Genomic DNA, 17656 nt, shown 5'->3' with positions numbered 1-17656 from the left:
GCTGTTTTCCGAGGAGCCGTATGAGCTTCGATGAGGAGTACACGGCCTATGTGAGCGAGCGGCTGCCGTGGCTGCGGCAGATCGCCTACCCGCTCTGCGAGGACTGGCACCGGGCCGACGACCTGGTGCAGGCGGCGATCACCCGGTTGTACGTCAAGTGGCGCCGGGCGCGCGCGGCCGACAACCTCGACGCCTACGTGCGGACGATCCTGGTGCGGGTCTTTCTCGCCGAGCAGCGGACCTCCTGGTTCTCCCGGGTACGGCTGACGGCCGCGCCACCCGCGTCGCCGTCCGCCGAAGGGGACCGCGACCTGGCCATGGACCTGCGCCGGGCACTGGCCGCCGTGCCGCCGCGCCAGCGCGCCACGCTGGTGCTGCGTTTCCACTGCGATCTGAGTGTCGAGCAGACCGCGCACACGCTGCGGTGCTCGACCGGAACCGTCAAGAGCCAGACCTCCCGGGGGCTGGCCACCCTGCGGTCGGTCCTCGGGGTGGAGGACTCACGACTGCCGAGCATGGAGGAGCGCTGATGGACGCCAAGGACCTGTTCGACGCTCTGGCCCGGGAGAAGCAGCCGCCCGCCCGGGTGGACGTGGGCGGCGCCGTCGCCGTCGGACGCCGGACGCTCAGACGCCGGTACGCCGTGGTCGCGGCGTCGGCCCTGGCGATGTCCGTCGGGGTGACTGCTGCCCGGCTCGTGGTGCCGGAAGTACCGCGAGCGGACACCGCCTCTGTCGTGGAACCGGTGCGCACCAGTTCGTCCGCGACCCCGGTGAAGGAGCCGTCCAGCGTCGGCCACCGGGCTATGAAGAAGAAGTATTCGCCCTTGGGCGAGGTGGTTCCGGTTCCGGATCTACCTGGTTGGATATGGCTGGCCAAAGCGCCTCGCAGCGGAGGGCCGGTGCTGTGCGCGACCTGGACGACGTCCGGCGGTACCGGCTGTGCCAGCTATCCGCCGCTCACCGCTGATGAGTTCGCCCGTCCGCAGGGAATGAGCCATGGCCGCCGGACCCCTGCCGAGGTTCGGAGAATGGAGCAGGGGGCCTCTGAGAAAACACTGCGGAGGCTGATCCGCGAGGAGGCCAGGAAACCCGATTCCGGCAGGGCGGTCTACGGCATCGCCAAGACCGGGGTCCACCAGGTGGTGGCGGTGACCGAGGACGGACGGAAGTTCCGGGGAACGGTCGCCAAGGGCGTCGGCACCCGGCTCTGGGGGTGGGCCGTGCGATATCCCTCTCGCGGCAAAGCGGTGACTCTCCTGTTCATGGACGCGAACGGCGACACACTTCAGCGGGTCAAGTACTGACCGGCCAGGACTCCGGCACCGGCGGCCAGGGTGTGCCGCAGGGCGGTGAGGTGGGCGGGGTCCAGGCCGCCGAGGTCCTCCTCCAGGTCAGTGAGCAGGTCGGTGAGGATCTCTTCGGCCAGGACCTCGGCTGGGACGGCGGGGCCGAGTTTGCTCATTGCCGCCGCCGCGCGGTTCGGGGTCAGCCGCTGGGCGGCCTCGGCCACGAGCCAGCCAGGGACACCCGCCGCACCCTCCTCCGGCGGCTCGTAGGGGCGGGAGCCCTGGTAGCGGGCGTCCTCGGCGAACCGGGGATGCTTGTTTTTGATCACCGGACGCGCGGCGGCCGTCCACCGGTCGGCGGGTTTGAGCACCAGGCCCTCGGCCAGGTTGTCCGGCAGCGCGGGGAGCCCGAACCGGGCGGGCAGCAGGCTCGGGAAGGCGGGTGCCCGCTCGCCCACGGCGGCCAGGCTGCCTTCGGCCAGGACGGGGGCGCAGTGGACGCCCGCCTCTGCGGCTGCCCGGCGCAGGGCGGCGTCCGCCGTCCAGACGGTGGTGTCACCGGAGGTGTGGACGGCGTCGAAGAGGACCCAGATCAGGTCGGGGTGGTACCAGACGCCGGTCTGCACCGGCTGGACGCCGGGCGGGGACGGGGTGTGCGGGTGGGGGTAGTGTCCGCCCGCGAGTTCGCCGTAGAGGATGACGGTGCCGTCGGAGCCTTCGGCCTCCCGCAGGCGGCGGGCCAGGTCGGCGGCGGTGACCGCGAGGGCGGGCCAGCAGCGCGACAGGCCGAAGAAGGAGTCGAGTTCGGCTTCGGACAGTAAGGTACGGCGCTTGGCGGGCCGCACCGATTCCTCGGTGCAGACCACCGCGAGGTGGGCGCCGTGGATCTTCTCCGTGGCGACCCACCGGCCGCCGGAGGGCGGGGTGGGGCCCGCCCGGCGCGGCATCTTCGGGTAAACGGGCCAATCGACGTCCATAGCTGAGCCCTCATGCTAGGTGCGAACCGATCAGCCAGGACAGCGGGTTTCGCCGGAGGGCGGGCAAGGGCGGAGTCGTCGCGGCGGGGCGCCGTCACGGCGAGGGGCGGGCGCCTGCGCACGCGCGCCGGGGACGGCGGGTGGCGGGTGGGCGTGGCTGGGCCGTAACGGTGATTCGGCACGCGCGGCCGTAGCCGGTGGATCAGGGTGCCGCGCAGAGCGCAGACGGCCGGGGTCCCGAACCGGTCGGTGGGCCCTCTGACGTCGACCCGCGCCACCCGGTGCCGTCGAGGCGGTATCCGATCTCCTCGGCGTCGATGCCGAGGTCGCGGAGCACGGCGGCGCCGTTGTCCCACAGGATGACGGCGCCGCCGCCGTCCCGCAGGGCGGGTGCCCGTTCGAGCACGGTGACCCCTGGCGGCGGCCAGGCCGACGATTCCCGCTCCCACGATGATGCCTGAACTCTACTATTTGTAGTACTACCGCGTGTAGAGTTAGATCGGATCCCCGAGCGGCCCGTACTCGGCTTCCAAGCCCTCGGCCCAGTAGGCCGCGAAGTCGGGCTGGGTGCCGTCGGCGTCGGTGAACCCATACTCCCGGTACAGTCCCCAGGTGGCGAGGGCACGCCCGGTCTTGGCCATGATGCCGGGGTCGGCGGCCAGCGCGGCCACCGCCCGCCCCAGGTAGGCCGGGGTCTCCGAATGAGCGAAATGCCGGTCCTTGGCCACCGCGTCACGCCAGTTGGCCTCGGTGACGCCGAAATGATCCAGCATCGCCTCCGAGCGCAGGAACCCCGGCGTGAGGGCCACCGCCGCGACCCCGTACGGCTTCAGCTCGGCCGCCTGCGCGACCGCGAGCCGGATCACCGAGGACTTCGCCAGATCGTAGAAGAACGAGCCTCGATAGCGGGCGGTGTTGCCGTCGGTGACCTCCACGACCAGGCCGCTCCTCCTCGCGACCATCAGCGGCAGCGCGAACCGGCTGGTGATCACGTGTGTGTCGACGGCCCTGCGGAGCAGCCGAAACCCCTTCTCCAGGTCCTGCTCCCACAGCGGATGCGCCCAGTCGGTCAGCGGATCGCCGCCCCACACGGAGTTGACCAGGATGTCGAGCCGTCCATCCTGTTCGGCCGCGATCCGGTCGACGAGGGCCTGAACCTGTTCCGGCCGGCTGTGGTCGGTGCGGACGGCGACGCCCACGCCACCGACGGCGGTGATCTTCTCGGCCGTCTCCTCGACGGTCTCAGGACGATCCAGATCCGAGCGTCCGGAGGCGCTGCTGCGGCCGGTGACGTACACCGTGGCTCCGGCGGCGCCGAGTTCGACGGCGATGCCGCGCCCGCCGCCACGGGTGCCTCCGGCGACCAGAGCCACCCTTCCGGCCAGTGATCGCGCCTGAATCGTCATGTTTCCTCCAAAGGGGCGAGGTGCGGGCGGAGCAACGTGTCGAGCTCGTGGGCGACCGCCTGGGAGAGGGTTCCGCGACGCTCAAGCGCCCAGGTCAGTCCGGCGCCCGCGCTGACGGCCTGCACGGACCGGGCCAACGGCACGACGTCCACGCCGGGGCGGAGTTCACCCGTTTCCACGGCCTCCGCCAGGAGACTCTGCACGGCCCGGCGTTGGGCCAGATGTACACGCAGGGCGGGGGCGTGGAGCCCCGGGTCGGTGAGGTCCATGCACAGGAAGGCCAGATGGTTGGCGAAGCGCTCCGGCGTGTTCATCGGCTCCATCCACCCCGCGACCAGCGACGCCAACGCGTCCAGTGCCGTTTCTCGCTCCTCGCGCACCCGTCCGGGCATCGCGTCGGCGTCCTCGGCGGCTTGTTCGCCGAGCGCGAGGAGCAGCCCGCCCTTGGAGCCGAACCGCTGGACCAGGGTGCCGGGCACCAGCCCGACTTCCCGCGCCACTGCGGCGAGCGTCAGCTTCGCGGGGCCGACCCGGCCGATCACCTCCGCCGCCGCGCGCAAGATCTCCCTGTCGCCGATCCCCCGAGGGCGCCCCGCCATCGTCCCCTCCATTAATAAATGCTCGTTCATTTATTAAACGGCCCCGATCTCCGGAAGGCAAGTCACCGGCCGGGAGGTCGGCGGCGGACACGGGCTGTGAACACAAGACTGCAATTTTGTGACGATGCCCCCTAGATTCCTCGATACGGCAACGAGGAAGGGGTGCGATGTCGGAGTTATGGGAGATGTCGGCATGGGAGCTGGCACGGCAGGTCCAAGCTCGCACCGTGTCGAGCCGCGAGGTGGTCGAGGCACATCTGCGGCGGATCGCCCAGGTCAATCCTCGGGTGAACGCCGTCACCGCCGTCCTGGCCGAGCAGGCGCTGCGGGCGGCGGACGCGGTAGACCGGGACCTGCGCTCGGGCACGCCGGTCGGCCCGCTGCGCGGGGTCCCGGTGACCGTGAAGGAGAACATCGACGTCGCGGGGTCCGCCACGACGCTCGGCATCGTCTCGCTGCGTGACGCGGTCGCCGCCGCCGACGCACCGCACGTCGCCGAGCTTCGCGCGGCCGGGGCCGTCCCGATCGGACGGACCAACATGCCGGAGTTCGGCATGCGCTGGCACACCGACAACGAACTACGCGGCGCCACCCGAAACCCGTGGTCGGCCGCGCACACACCCGGCGGTTCCAGCGGCGGCGACGCCGTGGCCGTGGCCACCGGCATGGCGGCACTGGGACTGGGCAACGACGGAGCCGGCTCGCTGCGCTGGCCCGCCCAGTGCTGCGGCGTCGCCGCGTTGAAGCCGTCGCTGGGGCGCGTGGCCCAGGTCGGCCTGCCGCCGAGGCCGACGCCGTTCGGGTTCCAGTTGCTGGCCGTGCACGGGCCGATCGCCCGGAGCGTGCGGGATCTGCGCCTGGCCTTCGCCCACATGTGCGCGGACCAGGGCGGGGATCCCTGGCACGTGCCGGCGCCCCTTTCCGGTCCCCCGGTTCCGGCACCCGTGCGGGTCTGGCTCGCCACCGACCCGGACGGCCCCGAGCTGGACCCCGGCGTCGCCGCCGCCCTCCGCCAGGCGGCGGAGCGGCTGTCCGACGCGGGGTACGTCGTGACGGAGAGCCCGGCCCCGGCCCTGGTGCGGGCCGGGGAGATCTTCGTGCAGCTCATGTCCGCCTACGGCCGGGTGCACGAGGTGCAGCCGCCGGTCGAGTCGGTGGCCTCCGAGGGTTTCGTCCGGTTCTGGGAGCGGTACGAGCCGCACTGGAACCTGGCGGCCGGCCAGGCGGCCTTCGATCCCATGATGGAACGCGCCTCGATCGCGCGTGCCTGGATGGCGTGGATGAGCACGGCCCCGCTCGTCCTCGCGCCGATCCGCACCGGCCCGGCCTTCGCCGTGGGATCCGACCTCGACGCCGACCGGCTCGCCGGGTGGCCGGCGTCCCTGCGCATGGCGTGGACCGTCAACCTCCTGGGGCTTCCGGCGGTGGCCGTCCCCACCGGCCTGGCCGAGGGGCTGCCTCAGGGCGTCCAGATCATCGGGCCGCGTTTTCGTGAGGATCTATGTCTGGACGCCGCCGAGGCGATCGAGGCCCGCACCACTTCGCTGACCCCGATCACCCCCCGTTAGTCGCGGCGGCGGACCAGGTGGAAGGCGAAGTCGGAGCCCCGGTGGCAGTCCACCGAGTGGAGCAGGGGGCGGCCGGAGCTGTCATGGTGCGTCTGGGTCAGCATCAGCCAGGCGCCCTCCCCCGCGTCCGCGCCGAGCCGCGCGGCCTGCTCGTCGGCCAGTGTCACGGCCCTGACCTGCGTGACCGCGTACTCCACCACGTGGTCGTAGGCGGCCAGGACCTCCAGCAACGACCCGGTCCAGTCCACCTCGCCGAGCGGGAACGGGATGAGCGCCCTCGGGAACAGGTCCGTCGAGTGGACGAGCACGTCGCCGTCGCGCCGCCGGAGGCGTTCGAGCCGGACGACGGTGTCGCCGGGCGACAGGCGCAGCAGGTCGAGTTGCCGGCGGGTGGGCTCCTTGACGGCGAGGTCGAGGACGACGGTGCTGGCGCCGTACCCGCGTTCGGCCAGCATGTCGGTGGTGCCCGCGAGGCGGGTCAGCGGGCGCTCCAGGCTGGGCTGTGAGGTGAGGTAGCGGCCGTCACCGTGCCTGGCCTGGATCAGGCCCTCCTGTTCGAGCAGTTTGAGGGCTTCTCTGATGCTGGTACGGCCCACGCCGAACAGCGCGATGAGGTCGTTCTCCGAAGGCAGCCGGTCGCCGGGCCCGAGCCCCTCCTGGGCGACCATCGTGCGGAGCTGATCGCGCACCTGGACCGCCAGAGTCCGGTGTTGTCGGCCCATGGTGATCACTCCCCGTGTCGTCGACCCCGATTTTCGGACATCTTCTTCGATATGCGGCCTTCTCCGTGTGCTGTGCACATGCGTCGCTCCTTGCCAGGTTGACCAGGTGAAAGTCGGAGCCGATGGCTGTAGATCAGGTGAGTGCCGACACTTCTCAGACCAATTGGCGACCCCTAAGGGGGGTTGTTTCATTAGTTAGTTTACTTTACTTTCTAACTCAGGCGATCATGTTTCACAAAGGAGTTGATCTTGCTCTCTGTTGTCACAAGAGTGGCCGCTGTCATGGTGACCGCTCTGGCATCGGCGACGCTCGCCGCGACCACCGCGTCCGCGACCTCCACACCTGAACCTGCGGTTCGTTCCTATGACCGTGCTCCGAGCGCCTCTACCACGACTGCTGCGGCCGCTCCCGTCGTCACCCGTACGCAGAGGGACGGCAAGGCCGTCTCGTTCACCTTCGACGACGGGCCGCACCCGACCTACACGCCGCAAGTCCTCGACCTGCTCGCGCAGAACCAGCTCAAGGCGACCTTCTGCTTAGTGGGTACCGAGGTCGAGAAGTACCCCGACCTCGTCCGCCGAATCAACGCTGAAGGCCACGCCCTCTGTAACCACAGCTGGCAGCACGACAGCATGCAGACCAAGCCCGTGGCGGACATCCGCGCCGACCTGACCAGGACCAGCAACGCGATCCGCGCCGCGGTCCCCAACGCCGTGATCAAGTACTACCGCGCGCCGTACGGCGAGTGGGGCGCCTCGCCCGACGTGGCGCAGGAGCTCGGCATGACCTCCGTCGGCTGGTCGGTCGACCCGCGCGACTGGGCCCTTCCCGGCGCTGACGCCATCGCCCAGAGCGTCCGCACCAACCTGCGCGACACCGGCGTGGTGCTGCTTCACGACGCCGGCGGCGTGCGCGAGCAGACCGTGAGCGCCGTCCGCGTGCTGCTGCCCGAACTGAAGGCCGCCGGGTGGTTCTTCGACGTGCCGCAGGACCTCAACGGCGCGGTGAACTGCACCGGAATCCCCGCCTGGTCACCCACCCAGGTGTACACAGGCGGCCAGTCCGTCACCCATGCCGGTCGCAAGTGGACCGCGAAATGGTGGACACAGAACAACACACCAGGCACGAACGACGTGTGGTCCAACGCCGGTCTCTGCCCCGTGTGACTGAACTGAACTGACCCGCGAAACGACAGGCCCCGCTCGGTCTTCCGCCCGAGCGGGGCCTGTTCATGTCCGGGGAACTCCGACCCTCCGCCGGGCCGTTGTACCGGCGGCCACGCCAACCGGGTACGGCTCGACATCCGCCCGGATTAGTCCACGGCGAACAGTTTCCGCAGCTTCGCCGCCATCCAGTCGCCCGCGACGACGGCGGCCGCGCCAGGGGGCTCGACCAGCGCGTCGTGGTCAGGCTGGTAGAAGAACGGGAGGGACAGGCGCGAGGAGGTGTCGCCCTGCTCGGGGTTGACGACCCGGTGCATGGTCGACACCCAGCGCCCGCCGGTCCACATCGCCATCAGGTCGCCGATGTTGACCACGAAACTGCCGGGAATCGCCCGGATGTCCCGCCATTCCTGTCCCTGCAGCACCTGCAGCCCGCCCAGGTCGTCCTGCTGGTGGAGTACGGTCAGCCCGCCGAAGTCCGTGTGCGCGCCCCGCCGCAGCTGCCCCGGCAGCGGCCGCTCCACCTGCGGGTAGTAGTAGTTGGCGACCAGCGACGACACGTGCCGGTCGAACTTCGCGTCGTAGAAGCGCTCGTCCAGGCCGAGCGCGAGCGCGGACAACCGCAGGAGGTCGCGCGAGAGCTCCTCCAGCACGGCCATGTACTCCTGCCAGGTCGCCTTGAACCCGGCGGGCACCTCCGGCCAGAGATTGGCCAGCTTCCACGGCGCGTCGTGCTCGCCCAGCGCGGCCCGCTCGCGATCACCGAGTTCGCCGGTGAAGTGGACGGCGAACGACTCGCACAGGTCCGGTGGCGTCCGCTGGTCGAGACTGCGCGCGGTGGTGCCGCCCGACGTGCGGAACCCCGAGAATCCGGGACGGTGGGCCACCGGCCGTTTGCCGTCCTCGGGGAGCCGGAAGAAGGCGTCGGTGACCGTGTGCATCCGGCCGACCAGATCGGTCGGCACCCCGTGGCCGACGATGACGAAGAATCCCGAGGTCTCGCAGGCTCCGCCGATCGCGGCGGCGAGCGCCCGGCGGCCCTGGGGGCGGTTTCTGGAGGACAGGTCGATGACCGGCACGTAGCCGTCGACCATGGTGACGGAGGTCATGGATTCCAGCATTCCGTTGAACCGGCCCCGGAGACCTCGGCGCGCGATGCCGGTGGTCACGGCGGAGGAAGCCTCAACCCGGGGTGGAGTCCTCGGTGAGTTCGGCGAGCCTGGCGACGGTGTTCCAGTTGCGGGTGGTGGCGACGACGCCCTTGACCGGCGCGTGCCGAGCCAGCACGTCGGCCAGGCGGGAGCGGCCCAGCCCGTCGGGAGCGTACAGGTAGAGCGCGCGCTCACCCAGCCGGAACTCCTCCGGCAGGTACGCTGCCGCGTCGAGCGACCCGAAGTGCTCGCCGGTCACCGGCTCGGCGAAGTAGGTGACGTGCAGTTGCCTGCCTTCGAGCCGGTCGGCGGGAAACGGGCAGCCCTCGACCACGGCCTTCAGGTAGGCGTGATCGCGGACCAGCACGTCCACCGGGAAGCCGAACCGCCGCTCGACGGCCGCGCCGATGCGCGCCGCCAGTTCCCGCTCGTCGCCCGTCGCGGCGGCGAAGACGGCGTTGCCGCTCGCCAGATAGGTCTGGACCCGCTCGAACCCCAGGCCGGAGAGGAGATCGCGCAGCTCCGCCATCGGCACCCGGCGGCTGCCGCCGACGTTGACGCCCCTCAGCAGCGCCGCGTACATCGTCCCCATCCGCACACTTTAGCGCTGGGTTAAGGCAGCGCTATCGAACACGCTCGCGCGGGCCAGGGGCTCCACCCGGTGCGGCACCACCGTGGACAGCACGATCACGGTGGTGCTCCGCCGGACTCCGTCGATCCTCAGCATCCCGTCGATGACCCGCTGGACGTGCTCGTGGTCGCGCCCGGCGATGCGGCACCACACGTCGCCGGGCCCGGTGACGATGTGCGCCTCCAGCAGTTCGGGGATCGCCTCCAGTGCCCTGGAGATGAGCTCGCGGGAGCCCTGTTCGACCTCCAGCGTGGTGAACGCCTGCACGGGGTGGCCGAGTGCGGCGTGGGAGAGGTTGGGGCCGAAGTCGGTGATCACCCCGTCGTCGCCCATCCGGTCGAGTCGCGCCTGGACCGTGCCTCTGGCGACGCCCAGCAGGCGGGCGAACTCCAGCAGCCCGCTGCGCGGACGTTCGCGAAGCAGGCGCAGCAGCCGGAGGTCGAGCGGGTCCAGTCCTCTGCGCCGTGCCGGCATATTCGACTCCCTGAGGGCGGGTTGGCTGTCAGATCGGCAGCATAGGCGGGCGGGTGTTGCCAGGATCGCGGGTGGTACCGAGACTGCGGTTCTCATGGAGCACCAGCATCCCTTCGTCCCTTACACCCCGGAACGGTATGACCCGGAGGAGATGATCCGGCGCGGCACGGGGTTCTACTCCCACGTCGAGCGGCGGCGCAGCGTCCGGTTCTTCAGCGACGAGCCGGTGCCGTACCGGTGCGTCGAACTCGCGGTGATGGCCGCGAACACCGCCCCGTCCGGCGCGCACCAGCAGCCGTGGACGTTCGTCGCCATCGGCGACCCCGGACTCAAGCGGCGGGTGCGCGAGGCCGCCGAGACCGAGGAACGGCAGAACTACGAGGGCGGCCGGCTGCCGCCCGAGTGGCGCGCGGCCCTGGCCCGGCTGGAGACCACCTCGGACAAGCGCTACCTGGAGGTGGCGCCGTGGCTGGTCGTGTGCTTCGCGCAGAAGTACGGCACCGGCCCGGACGGCGAGCGGATCAGGCACTACTACGTGAACGAGAGCGTCGGCATCGCCTGCGGCCTGTTCATCACCGCGCTGCACACGATGGGCCTGGCGACGCTCACCCACACGCCCAACCCGATGGCCTTCCTCACCGAGATCTGCGAGCGCCCGGCCGCCGAGCGGCCCTACATCCTGTTCCCCGTCGGATTCCCCTCCTCCGACGCCGAGGTGCCGGACCTGGACCGCAAGCCGCTGGCCGAGGCTCTGGTGCGGTTCGGCTGAGGCCGGTTGGAGCGCCCCTGGTCTTGGTACACCACCCATAGACGGGGAAGAAGGGGCAAATGACCGATTACGCCAAGGCCAGGGAACTCGGCGAGCAGGCCCGCGAGGCGGAGTGGGCTCGCCCGAGTTTCGCCAAACAGCTGTTTCTCGGGGATTTCCAGCCCGGTCTGGTCACCCAGGTCCCCGCCGTGCCCGCGCGGGCGCAGGCCAAGGGCGAGGAGTTCGTCAGGTCCGTACGGCGATACCTGCACGCCCACGTGGACCCGGCGCTCATCGAGCGCACCGGCGTGATCCCGGACGACGTGGTCAAGGGCCTGGCCGGCCTGGGTGCGTTCGGGATCACGATCGCCGAGGAGTACGGCGGGCTGGGCCTGCCGTACCTGTACTACTGCCGCGCGCTCATGCTGGTCGGCTCGTACTGCCCGGCCCTCGCGACGCTGCTGTCGGCGCACCAGTCGATCGGGGTGCCGCAGCCGCTGAAGCTCTTCGGCTCCGAGGAGCAGAAACGGGCCTTCCTCCCCCGCTGCGCCAGGGGCGAGATCTCGGCGTTTCTGCTGACCGAACCGGACGTCGGCTCCGACCCGGCCCGGCTGGCCACGACCGCCGTCCGCGACGGCGACGACTACCTCCTCAACGGCACCAAGCTGTGGACCACCAACGGCGTCGTCGCCGACCTGCTGGTCGTCATGGCCCGCACCGGCGAGAAGATCAGCGCGTTCGTGGTCGAGGCCGACTCCCCCGGCGTCACGGTCAACCGCCGCAACACCTTCATGGGCCTGCGCGGCATCGAGAACGGCGTCACCGAGTTCCGCGACGTCAGGGTTCCGGCCGCGAACCTCATCGGCCGTGAGGGCGAGGGCCTGAAGATCGCGCTGACCACGCTGAACACCGGCCGCCTGTCGCTGCCCGCGACCTGCGCGGGCGGCGCCAAATGGGCGCTGAAGATCGCCCGGGAGTGGTGCAACGCCCGGGTGCAGTGGGGGCGCAAGGTCGGCGAGCACGAGGCCGTGGCCACCAAGGTGGCCTACATCGCGGCGACGGCGTACGCGCTGGAGGCGGTCAGCGAGCTGACCGCCCGCCTGGCCGACGACCAGCGCAACGACATCCGCATCGAGGCGGCGCTGGCCAAGCTGTACGCCACGGAGCACTCGTACACGGTGCTCGACGAACTGGTCCAGATCAGGGGCGGCCGGGGCTACGAGACCGCCGAGTCGCTGGCCGCCAGGGGCGAGCGCGGCGTGCCCGCCGAGCAGATGCTGCGCGACTCGCGGATCAACCGCATCTTCGAGGGCAGTTCGGAGATCATGCGCCTGCTGATCACCCGCGAGGCCGTGGACGCCCATCTGAGCGCGGCCGGCGAACTGGTCAACCCGGACGCCTCACGGCACGAGCGCGCCGAGGCGCTCAAGCACGCCGCCGCCTTCTACGCCAGGTGGCTGCCGACGCTGGTGGCGGGCTCGGGCACGTTGCCTGCTGCGTACCAGGACTTCGGGCCGCTGGCCCGGCACCTGCGGTTCGTGGAGCGGACCAGCAGGAAGCTCGCCAGGTCCCTGTTCTACGGCATGTCGCGCTGGCAGGCCGGGCTGGAGCACAGGCAGGCGTTCCTCGGCCGGATCGTGGACATCGGCGCCGAGTTGTACGCGATGACCTCGGTGTGTGTGAAGGCCGACGAGGACGCCCGCGACCTCGGCCGCCGCCCGCAGGAGCTGGCCGACACCTTCTGCCTCCAGGCGGCCCGGCGCATCCGGACCCTGTTCTCGCTGCTGTGGGACAACAACGACGCGGCCGAGTCCCGCCTGGCCGGGCACGTCCTCGACGGCCGCTACGACTTCGTCGAGGAGGGCATCCTCGACCCGTCGATCGAGGGCCCGTGGATCGGCACGCCCGACGGCGGCGAGTCGGTCCGGCGCCGCATCACCTGACTCCGGCGGTCTAGACCGGTACGGCGTCGATGTTTTCAAATCGAGACGACCCGGTATAGACCGGCTGCCGAATCGGGGCTTACGCTGACGCCAGCGCATCGAGCTGTGGCTCGAATCACCCCCAAACCAGTAGACGGGGCCCGGAGCTGGTACGGACCAGCGTGACCCGTCCGACGAGAAGGCGGTATCTACGGTGAACATCAAGCTTGCGGGCGGCGCCGCGCTCGGCCTGGCCGCCATGCTGGTCCTGTCCAGTTGCGGCGGCGGCTCCGGCGGCACGGGCACCGAGACCGGCGGCGGCGAGAAGTCGGCTTCCGGGCCGGTCACCCTGAAGATGGTCGCCGCCGACTACGGCGACGGCCCCGGTGCCCCCAACGCCGGCGAGGGCTTCTGGAAGGGGGTCGTCGACGACTTCCAGAAGGCCAACCCGAACATCAAGGTCGAGGTCCAGGTCATCAACTGGAACGACATCGACAAGCAGGTCGCCACCATGGTCCAGAACGGCCAGGCGCCCGACATCCTGCAGACCGGCGACTACTCCGGCTTCGTCAAGGACGGCCTGCTCCACAAGGTCGAGGAGATCCTCTCCCCGAACGTCCAGCAGGACATGCTGACCAAGTTCGCCGACTTCGGCAAGGTGGACGGCGCCGCCTACGGCCTGCCGTTCGTCTCCTCGGCCCGCGCGCTCTTCTACAACAAGGAACTGTTCGAGAAGGCCGGGATCGCCGAGCCGCCCACGACGTGGGACGAGCTCAAGGCCGCGGCGGAGAAGCTGAAGAAGGCGGGCGTCAGCCAGCCGTACGGCCTGCCCCTCGGCCAGGAGGAGGCCCAGGGCGAGTCGTTCCTGTGGATGCTCGGCAACGGCGGCGGCTACAAGGACGCCTCGGGCAAGTGGGCGATCAACTCCCCGCAGAACACCGAGACCTTCACGTACGTGAAGGGCCTGGTGGACGCGGGGCTGACCACGCCGAACCCGGGCACCAAGGACCGCAAGACGGTCTGGGAGGACTTCGCGGCCGGCAAGGTCGGCATGGCCACCGGCGGCCCGATGTCGATCCCGATCTTCGACAAGGGCACCGTCAAGGACAAGTACGCCGTCGCCGCCATCCCCGGCAAGAGCGGCCCCCTCGACACCACGCTCGGCGTCATGGACTGGATCATGGCGTTCAACCAGAACAAGCACCCCGAAGAGATCAAGAAGTTCTTCGACTTCTTCTACACGGGCCCGGCCGCCGAGAAGATCGTGGATCTGTACAAGCTGCTGCCGGTCACGAACACCGGCATCCAGAAGCTGTCGGGTGACGAGAAGCTCAAGCCGTTCCTCGACGCTCTGCCCAACGCCAGCTTCTACCCGTTCCAGGACCCCAAGTGGTCGGAGCTGAACACCCAGATCAAGCAGACCATGGGCGGCGTGGTGAAGGACCCGGCCAAGACGCTCGGCGAACTCCAGAAGGCCGCCGAGACCGGCTGATCGTCCGGAGACTGTGCGGCGGGCGGGCCCGGGTGCCGGGCCGTCCGCCGCACCTCCATGAAAGGGTGCGCATGAAGAAGCTGGAGCCCCTCGCGTGGGTGGGGCCCGCGGTGCTGCTGATCGCGGCCGTGGTGATCTGGCCGGTCATCGAGATGGTCCGGTCGTCGTTCCTGCAGATCAGCCGGTTCGGCGTGGTGCGCGAGGTCAACTTCCCCGCCAACTACGACAAGCTGTTCGCCGAGAAGGACTTCGCCGACATCATGGTCCGCAGCGTGGTGTGGGTCGTCGCGATCGTGCTGCTGACCGTGGTGATCTCGTTGGCGCTGGCGCAGTTGTTCAACCAGAGGTTCCCGGGCCGCAAGGTGGCCCGCTGGGCGCTGATCGCGCCGTGGGCGGCGTCGGTGCTGATGACGGCGATCGTCTTCAAGTGGATGCTCGACCCCGAGGTCGGGGTCATCAACCTGATCCGGCGCGACCTCGGCACCTTCGTCCAGAAGGTGTTCGGTATCGAGCCGAGTTCGCTCGGCCTGCTGAGCACGATGGGCGGCGACGCGGCCGACCAACTCGGCCAGGCGGGCACCGCGATGCCATGGCTGATCTTCGTCGGGGTGTTCGTGTCCGTGCCGTTCACGACGTACGCGCTGCTGGCGGGGCTCGCGACGATCCCGGCGGACGTGTACGAGGCGGCCAGGATGGACGGCGCCTCCAAGATGCGGACGTACTGGTCGATCACCCTGCCGCTGCTGCGCCCGGCGCTGACGGTGGCCGCGCTGATCAACATGATGAACGTCTTCAACAGCTTCCCGATCATCTGGGCGATGACGCGGGGGCAGCCGGGCTACGACACCGCGACGTCCACGATCTTCATGTACGTCCTGAAGAACGCGAACCTCGGGGAGTCCGCTGCCATGTCCGTGGTTAACTTCGGCATGGTGATCGTGCTGACCGTCATCTTCCTGCGGGTCTCCCGCTGGAACCGGGAGGTGGCGTAGATGGCCACGACGACCGCTCCTTCGCGGGCCGCGCACCGTCCGGCCCAGCACGGCAGGCCGCGCGGCGCGCGGCGGATGCCCAAGCTCAAGACCACGCTGATCGCGGCGCTCGCCTACCTGATCGGGTTCGTCTTCCTGTTCCCGTACCTGGTCATGGTGCTGATCGCGCTGCGCCCGCAGAAGGAGCTGCGCACGGCGCAGTGGTTCCCCGACACGTGGGACTTCTCGGCGATCGCCGGGTTCTGGAGCGGCGGGCTGGCCGACAACCTGCTGGTGTCGCTGCAGGTGGCGGTGGGTTCGACGCTGCTGGTGCTGGTGGTGGCGCTGCCGGCCGCCTACTACACCGCGCGGCACGACTTCAAGGGCCGGTCGCTGTTCCTGGTCCTGGTACTGATCACGCAGATGTTCCAGCCGACCGCGATGGTCGTCGGCATCTACCGGGAGTTCTTCCAGTTCGGCCTGGTGGACTCGGTGTGGTCGCTGATCCTGGTCAACGGCGGCTTCAACCTGGCCTTCGCGGTCTGGATCCTCAACGCCTACTTCTCCTCGATCCCGCGTGAGCTGGAGGAGGCGGCCTTCATCGACGGCAACGGCCGCTTCGGCGCGCTGTTCCGCATCACGCTCCCGCTGGCGATGCCCGGCGTGATCACCGCGTTGATCTTCACGTTCATCTCGGCGTGGAACGAGTTCGTGGTCGCGCTGACGCTCTCGACGTCGCCGGAGAACCAGCCGCTGCCGGTGGCGCTGCACTCCTACATGGGCCAGTACTCCGTGGACTGGCAGGGCCTGTTCGCCGGTTCGGTGATCGCCACCATCCCGGTGATCATCCTGTTCGCGCTGATCGAGCGGAAGGTCGTCGGCGGACTCACCGCCGGTTCGATCAAGTGACCCGGCCCCCGGCCGCCGCGTGGTGCGGGCGGCCGGGGCCGGAAAATAAACCGTTGCCAGTGCACCGGAAGTGTCTTACATTTTCAGACATGCGGCTTTACCAGTAATGAGCCGGGCGCAACCGCCCGAGAACACGTCACTGCCCGTCCTGACGCGACGGACGCGGTCGCGTCGCTGATTACGAGAAGGAGCCGCCTCATGCGTGTACGTTCCGGCAAACAGTCCAAGAAGAAGTCCCTACCCGGGCAGCAGCGGCGACAGCCGATGCCCCAGATGCCCCAGCGGCCGATGGCACCGCCGAGGCGCATCCCGTCCAAGGGACGCTGAGCAACTACCTGGATGGGTAGTCCGCGCCTCAACGCCATGGGCGCACCACCGCCGACGCCCTCCGCCCCTGCTTGTCACAGGGGCGGAGGGCGTCGTCATGTGCTCAGAGCCGCTCAGAGCCGCTCGATGACGGTGACATTGGCCTGCCCGCCGCCCTCGCACATCGTCTGCAGCCCGTACCGGCCACCGGTGCGCTCCAGCTCGTGCAGCAGCTTGGTCATGAGGATCGCGCCGGTGCCGCCGAGCGGGTGGCCGAGCGCGATGGCGCCGCCGTTCGGGTTGACCTTGGCCGGGTCGGCGCCCACCTCCTTGATCCAGGCCAGCGGCACCGGGGCGAACGCCTCGTTGATCTCGGTGACGTCGATCTGGTCGATGCTCAGGCCCGCCTTCTTCAGCGCCTTGTGCGTCGCCGGGATCGGCGCGGTGAGCATGAACACGGGGTCGTCGCCGAGCAGCGCGAGCTGGTGGATGCGCGCCCTGGGCGTCAGGCCGTGGTCCCTGACCGCCTGCTCGGAGGCGATGAGCACCGCGCCGGAGCCGTCGGAGATCTGGGAGGCGGTGGCCGCAGTGATGACGCCGTCCTCCTTGAGCGTCTTCAGCGCCGCCATCTTCTCCAGGGTGGTGTCGGGCCTCGGCCCCTCGTCGTCCTCGACGCCCGCGACCGGGACGATCTGGTCCTTGAAGTAGCCGTTGGCCACGGCCTTGGCCGCCCGCTGGTGCGACTCGTAGGCGTAGCGCTCCAGTTCCTCACGGGTGAGGCCCCACTTCTCGCACATGAGCTCGGCGCCCCGGAACTGCGAGATCTCCTGCATGCCGTACCGCTCGACCCACATCTCGCCGAACGGGAACGGCATGCCCTTCTCCAGCGCGGCGGTGATCGACGAGCCCATCGGGACGATGCTCATCGACTCGACCCCGGCCGCCACAACCAGGTCCTGGGTGCCGGACATGACGCCCTGTGCGGCGAAGTGGAGCGCCTGCTGGGAGGAACCGCACTGCCGGTCGATGGTGACCCCGGCGGTGGTCTCGGGCAGCCCGGCACTGAGCCAGGCGTTGCGCGCGATGTCCATGCTCTGCGGGCCGAACTGCATGACGCAGCCCATGATGACGTCCTCGACCGCGGCCGGGTCCACGCCGGTGCGCTCGACGAGCGCCTTCAGGGTCTGTGCGGCCAGGTCCGTGGGGTGGACGGCGGACAGGCCGCCCTTCTTCTTGCCGACCGGGGTGCGGACCGCCCCGACGATGTACGCCTCTGCCACAGTAGCCCTCCATGAAACCGAGCAATATTCGGTTACTGACGAGACTAC

18 protein-coding genes are annotated in these 17656 nt (G+C 69.8%); 9 read left to right on the top strand and 9 right to left on the bottom strand.

The features are described from left to right. The first annotated feature begins 20 nt into the window (after positions 1-20). Both ABD120_RS32125 and ABD120_RS32120 read left to right on the top strand, forming a co-directional pair. Positions 21-530 (top strand): SigE family RNA polymerase sigma factor, encoded by a 510-nt coding sequence (locus ABD120_RS32125; protein ID WP_343953976.1) that lies wholly within the window; start codon positions 21-23, stop codon positions 528-530. Next, a complete protein-coding gene (locus ABD120_RS32120) occupies positions 530-1306 on the top strand; it encodes a hypothetical protein (protein WP_343953975.1) in 777 nt (258 codons plus the stop codon). The genes ABD120_RS32125 and ABD120_RS32120 overlap by 1 nt, the downstream gene beginning before the upstream one ends. Here the strand turns inward: ABD120_RS32120 and ABD120_RS32115 are convergent. The 4 genes from ABD120_RS32115 to ABD120_RS32100 form a co-directional block, all read right to left on the bottom strand. Beyond that, entirely contained in the window at positions 1288-2265 is a 978-nt protein-coding gene (locus ABD120_RS32115) for an RNA ligase family protein (protein ID WP_343953974.1), read from the bottom strand. The genes ABD120_RS32120 and ABD120_RS32115 overlap by 19 nt on opposite strands. 202 nt (positions 2266-2467) lie before the next feature. Then, complete coding sequence (locus tag ABD120_RS32110) at positions 2468-2671, bottom strand: hypothetical protein (RefSeq protein ID WP_343953973.1); 204 nt, start codon at positions 2669-2671, stop codon at positions 2468-2470. An 88-nt stretch (positions 2672-2759) separates the two neighbouring features. Next, positions 2760-3671: an SDR family oxidoreductase gene (locus ABD120_RS32105; protein ID WP_343953972.1), complete on the bottom strand. Its 912-nt coding sequence runs from the start codon at positions 3669-3671 to the stop codon at positions 2760-2762. Beyond that, on the bottom strand, positions 3668-4270 hold the full coding sequence (locus ABD120_RS32100; RefSeq protein ID WP_343953971.1) for a TetR family transcriptional regulator: 603 nt from the start codon (positions 4268-4270) through the stop codon (positions 3668-3670). The genes ABD120_RS32105 and ABD120_RS32100 overlap by 4 nt, the downstream gene beginning before the upstream one ends. Positions 4271-4437: 167 nt before the next feature. Between ABD120_RS32100 and ABD120_RS32095 the strand changes: the two genes are divergently transcribed. Beyond that, positions 4438-5838: an amidase gene (locus ABD120_RS32095; RefSeq protein ID WP_343953970.1), complete on the top strand. Its 1401-nt coding sequence runs from the start codon at positions 4438-4440 to the stop codon at positions 5836-5838. Here ABD120_RS32095 and ABD120_RS32090 read toward each other — a convergent pair. Continuing rightward, positions 5835-6560, bottom strand: a complete 726-nt coding sequence (locus tag ABD120_RS32090) for a GntR family transcriptional regulator (RefSeq protein ID WP_343953969.1) — start codon at positions 6558-6560, stop codon at positions 5835-5837. The genes ABD120_RS32095 and ABD120_RS32090 overlap by 4 nt on opposite strands. Positions 6561-6809: 249 nt before the next feature. Here ABD120_RS32090 and ABD120_RS32085 point away from each other — a divergent pair, with 249 nt between their 5' ends. Beyond that, the gene (locus tag ABD120_RS32085) at positions 6810-7727 is read left to right on the top strand and encodes a polysaccharide deacetylase family protein (RefSeq protein ID WP_343953968.1); all 918 of its coding nucleotides are present in this window, start codon (positions 6810-6812) and stop codon (positions 7725-7727) included. Positions 7728-7873: 146 nt separating this feature from the next. On the opposite strand, the gene ABD120_RS32080 is transcribed toward ABD120_RS32085, so the two are convergent. The 3 genes from ABD120_RS32080 to ABD120_RS32070 all read right to left on the bottom strand — a co-directional run bounded on the left by ABD120_RS32080 (position 7874) and on the right by ABD120_RS32070 (position 9980). Then, a complete protein-coding gene (locus ABD120_RS32080; protein ID WP_343953967.1) occupies positions 7874-8833 on the bottom strand; it encodes an isopenicillin N synthase family dioxygenase in 960 nt (319 codons plus the stop codon). A gap of 73 nt (positions 8834-8906) precedes the next feature. Further along, entirely contained in the window at positions 8907-9467 is a 561-nt protein-coding gene (locus ABD120_RS32075) for a DUF1697 domain-containing protein (RefSeq protein ID WP_343953966.1), read from the bottom strand. 9 nt (positions 9468-9476) lie between these two features. After that, positions 9477-9980, bottom strand: a complete 504-nt coding sequence (locus ABD120_RS32070) for an Lrp/AsnC family transcriptional regulator (RefSeq protein WP_343953964.1) — start codon at positions 9978-9980, stop codon at positions 9477-9479. 94 nt (positions 9981-10074) lie between these two features. On the opposite strand from ABD120_RS32070, the gene ABD120_RS32065 reads away from it, so the two are divergent. The 5 genes from ABD120_RS32065 (at position 10075) to ABD120_RS32045 (ending at position 16022) form a co-directional block, all read left to right on the top strand. Beyond that, positions 10075-10749 carry a nitroreductase family protein gene (locus ABD120_RS32065; protein ID WP_343953963.1) on the top strand — a complete coding sequence of 225 codons (675 nt, stop codon included), beginning with the start codon at positions 10075-10077 and terminating at the stop codon, positions 10747-10749. 59 nt (positions 10750-10808) lie between these two features. Then, positions 10809-12671, top strand: a complete 1863-nt coding sequence (locus ABD120_RS32060; RefSeq protein WP_343953962.1) for an acyl-CoA dehydrogenase family protein — start codon at positions 10809-10811, stop codon at positions 12669-12671. 193 nt (positions 12672-12864) lie between these two features. Beyond that, positions 12865-14142: an extracellular solute-binding protein gene (locus ABD120_RS32055; RefSeq protein ID WP_343953961.1), complete on the top strand. Its 1278-nt coding sequence runs from the start codon at positions 12865-12867 to the stop codon at positions 14140-14142. Positions 14143-14213: 71 nt separating this feature from the next. Beyond that, entirely contained in the window at positions 14214-15134 is a 921-nt protein-coding gene (locus ABD120_RS32050; protein WP_343953960.1) for a carbohydrate ABC transporter permease, read from the top strand. Further along, complete coding sequence (locus ABD120_RS32045; protein ID WP_343953959.1) at positions 15135-16022, top strand: carbohydrate ABC transporter permease; 888 nt, start codon at positions 15135-15137, stop codon at positions 16020-16022. It begins immediately after the preceding gene. 440 nt (positions 16023-16462) lie between these two features. Here the strand turns inward: ABD120_RS32045 and ABD120_RS32040 are convergent, their stop codons facing one another. Further along, positions 16463-17608 (bottom strand): acetyl-CoA C-acetyltransferase, encoded by a 1146-nt coding sequence (locus ABD120_RS32040; protein WP_343953958.1) that lies wholly within the window; start codon positions 17606-17608, stop codon positions 16463-16465. Positions 17609-17656 lie beyond the last annotated feature (48 nt).

Source organism: Nonomuraea longicatena, from assembly GCF_039525605.1.
Lineage (GTDB): Bacteria > Actinomycetota > Actinomycetes > Streptosporangiales > Streptosporangiaceae > Nonomuraea > Nonomuraea longicatena.
The sequence above is the reverse complement of the archived record's forward strand: the minus strand, read 5'-3'. Positions and strand labels throughout refer to the sequence as shown.

Coding starts and splice junctions, on each gene's coding strand:
- ABD120_RS32120 (WP_343953975.1), top strand. CDS start 530: ATGGACGCCAAGGACCTGTTCGACGCTCTGGCCCGGGAGAAGCAGCCG.
- ABD120_RS32080 (WP_343953967.1), bottom strand. CDS start 8,833: ATGACCTCCGTCACCATGGTCGACGGCTACGTGCCGGTCATCGACCTG.
- ABD120_RS32070 (WP_343953964.1), bottom strand. CDS start 9,980: ATGCCGGCACGGCGCAGAGGACTGGACCCGCTCGACCTCCGGCTGCTG.
- ABD120_RS32125 (WP_343953976.1), top strand. CDS start 21: ATGAGCTTCGATGAGGAGTACACGGCCTATGTGAGCGAGCGGCTGCCG.
- ABD120_RS32095 (WP_343953970.1), top strand. CDS start 4,438: ATGTCGGAGTTATGGGAGATGTCGGCATGGGAGCTGGCACGGCAGGTC.
- ABD120_RS32100 (WP_343953971.1), bottom strand. CDS start 4,270: ATGGCGGGGCGCCCTCGGGGGATCGGCGACAGGGAGATCTTGCGCGCG.
- ABD120_RS32075 (WP_343953966.1), bottom strand. CDS start 9,467: ATGGGGACGATGTACGCGGCGCTGCTGAGGGGCGTCAACGTCGGCGGC.
- ABD120_RS32060 (WP_343953962.1), top strand. CDS start 10,809: ATGACCGATTACGCCAAGGCCAGGGAACTCGGCGAGCAGGCCCGCGAG.
- ABD120_RS32050 (WP_343953960.1), top strand. CDS start 14,214: ATGAAGAAGCTGGAGCCCCTCGCGTGGGTGGGGCCCGCGGTGCTGCTG.
- ABD120_RS32090 (WP_343953969.1), bottom strand. CDS start 6,560: ATGGGCCGACAACACCGGACTCTGGCGGTCCAGGTGCGCGATCAGCTC.
- ABD120_RS32045 (WP_343953959.1), top strand. CDS start 15,135: ATGGCCACGACGACCGCTCCTTCGCGGGCCGCGCACCGTCCGGCCCAG.
- ABD120_RS32065 (WP_343953963.1), top strand. CDS start 10,075: ATGGAGCACCAGCATCCCTTCGTCCCTTACACCCCGGAACGGTATGAC.
- ABD120_RS32115 (WP_343953974.1), bottom strand. CDS start 2,265: ATGGACGTCGATTGGCCCGTTTACCCGAAGATGCCGCGCCGGGCGGGC.
- ABD120_RS32105 (WP_343953972.1), bottom strand. CDS start 3,671: ATGACGATTCAGGCGCGATCACTGGCCGGAAGGGTGGCTCTGGTCGCC.